We start from the raw sequence: 2,348 nt of genomic DNA on the forward strand, positions 1-2,348 counted from the left end.
CGCCATAACGACGTCCTGAACATCGCGCGTTTCCTGATGTGGAATCAGGGGTGTGCCCGGCGTGCCCGGCTCAGTTCCCGCACCTGCGATTCAACTGGCCGCCGCTCCCCCGGGGCAACCCCTTTTTTTTCCCGGGGGCCCGCCCCAGGGCGGCCCCCGGCGGCGGGCGTCAGCGGGTGAACAGGGAGGCGTAGACGGTGCGGTCGCCGTCGGTGACGATCTGCCCGGCCAGGTGCGGGGCGGTGACCGTCGACAGGCGCAGGTCCCGCCCGGCCGCGGGGTAGCGGTCCTCCTCGTGCAGGTCGGCGGGCCCGGCGGGGGCGTCGGCGAGCCACCGGCCGATCTCGGCGAGGCGGGCGGCGCGGTCGCGTTCCAGCGCGCCGCGCAGCCCGGCCGGCCCCGCCGTGCCGGTCGGGTCGGCGGGTGCGTCGGTGTCGAACGGCTCGGGCTCTCCCGGCGGGCCGGGCTCGGCGCGGTGGGCGGTGACGCCGTAGGCGAAGCACACCAGCGCGGCCCACATCTCGGCGAAGTAGGCGGGGTCGGGCGCGATCTCCAGGCCGGCGAACCGGCCGGCGACGAAGAACAGCGCGCCGACCTGGCCGGGCTGGAGTTCCAGGCGGGACTGGAACCGGGTCAGCACGGGCCGCTCGCGCGAGAGGATCTGCTCCAGGTGGCCGCGCCGGGCGAGCCCGTGGCGGGCGTTGAGGGCGGCGATGTCGTCCCACAGCTTGCCGTAGCCGTGCACGCCGCGCAGGTCCAGGGCGCGGGCGCGCAGTTCCAGCGGCAGGACGAAGAACCACTGGTCGCGTCCGGCGAGGTAGCCGCCCTGGCTCTGCTGGACGCAGCAGGCGTCCTCGAACAGCAGCCGCTGCCCGGGCGCCAGGAACGCCGAGCGGCACAGGGCGTGGTTCTGCGCGCGGTCCTGGATGTAGCCGATGTGCAGCGGGACGATCGCGACGCCGGAGTCCGCGGCGTTGGTGAGCTCGACGCGGCCGTATCCGGCGACGCGCGACAGCTTGAGGCCGGTGCGGGGCGGCGCGAACCCGGGGTGGGCGGGCCCGGAGACGGGCACCATGGTGAGCGCGCCGGCCTGCTGCGGGGTGCCGAGGCGGTGCCCGGCCAGGCTGAGCGGGCCGGGCAGGAGGGTGTCGAGCGCCGTCGTCCGGGTCATGCGGTGCTCCTGTCGGTTCATGCGGGCCGGTTCGTGCGGGGCCGGTTCGTGCGGGCGCGCCCGTTCGCGCGGCGCGGCGGGCCGGGGCCGCAGGCGGGGTGGTCAGGCGGCAAGGCCGGTGGTGAGGCCGTCGGCCTGCTCGTCCAGGGCGTCCAGGCGGGCGTGCAGGGCGGTGCGCAGCCACGGCGCGCCGGCCGGGCAGTGCCCGAGCATCCAGGGCAGCAGCTCGGCGAAGTCGTCCTGGTGCCAGAACCCGCGCTGCGGCAGGGCCGGGGCGGGGCGCCGCAGCCGCAGGTCGTCGCCCGCGGTGAACTGGGCGTGGCAGAACACCACGGGGGTGGTGACCCCGGCGCGGGGCAGGCTCACCGCGACGCGGGCGAGGTCGCCGGGGAAGGTGTTCTCGTAGCCGTCGGAGACGACGGCGACCAGGTCGGGGTCGGTGCCGAGGGCGTCCAGGACGCCGGTGGCCAGGTCGGTCGCGCCGCGCGGGGCGCGCTCGTCGCCGCCGACCTCGATGACCTCCAGCCGCGCGCAGACCTGCGACAGCACCATCCGCAGCGCGGCGGCCTGCGACATCAGGGCCCATTCGCGGTCGCCGTGGCCGCGCATGGACGCCGAGGCGTCCATGACGAGCGCGACCGCCCCCTCGAAGCGGGGGAAGGCGGCCGCGGCCGCGGCGACGTGGCGGCCGAGCGCGACGTACAGGTCCTCGGCGGGCCCGCCCCGGTACAGGTGGACGAGGGTGGCGGCGATGTCACCGCGGTTGGTGGGGGTGATCGTCGCGGGGTGCTCGCGCGGCGCGTCCAGCGGCAGGACGGGGTCGTGCGGCATCCCCGGGGCCGTCTGCGCGCCGCCCGCGCCAGTGCCGGGCGGGGCGGTGTAGAGGGCGCGGACGCGGGCCGCGGTCGCCGGGGACGCGGCGGCGCGCGGTGACAGGAACCGCAGCAGGCGGCGCCGCAGGTAGTCCGAGGCGGTGTCGCCGGCGGCGATGCGGCGGGCGCAGCCGCGGGCGGTGGCGGTGCCCAGGGCGTGCTCGAAGCAGTCGAGCAGGGCGGGGCGGCGCGCGGCGATGAGCGCGTCGGCGTGGGGGTGCTCCAGGACGAACCGGAGCACGGCGCGGGTGGTGTGCTTGTGGTTGGCGCGCAGCCGCCGCAGCGCGAGCAGGACGGTGATGACG

At 77.1% G+C, this 2,348-nt stretch carries 2 protein-coding genes; both read right to left on the reverse strand.

Annotated elements, in window-relative coordinates; genetic code table 11:
* Positions 1–169: 169 nt before the first annotated feature.
* Positions 170–1,171: a DUF6569 family protein gene (locus E1264_RS42015; RefSeq protein ID WP_132183078.1), complete on the reverse strand. Its 1,002-nt coding sequence runs from the start codon at positions 1,169–1,171 to the stop codon at positions 170–172.
* Positions 1,172–1,273: 102 nt separating this feature from the next.
* The coding region (locus tag E1264_RS44305; RefSeq protein ID WP_165964666.1) for a VWA domain-containing protein at positions 1,274–2,348 on the reverse strand (1,075 nt) is incomplete at its 5' end.

Source organism: Actinomadura sp. KC216 (assembly GCF_004348535.1).
Taxonomy (GTDB): Bacteria; Actinomycetota; Actinomycetes; order Streptosporangiales; family Streptosporangiaceae; genus Spirillospora.

Excerpts from the sequence above, each read along its gene's own strand:
- E1264_RS42015 (WP_132183078.1), bottom strand. The coding sequence starts at position 1,171 with ATGACCCGGACGACGGCGCTCGACACCCTCCTGCCCGGCCCGCTCAGC.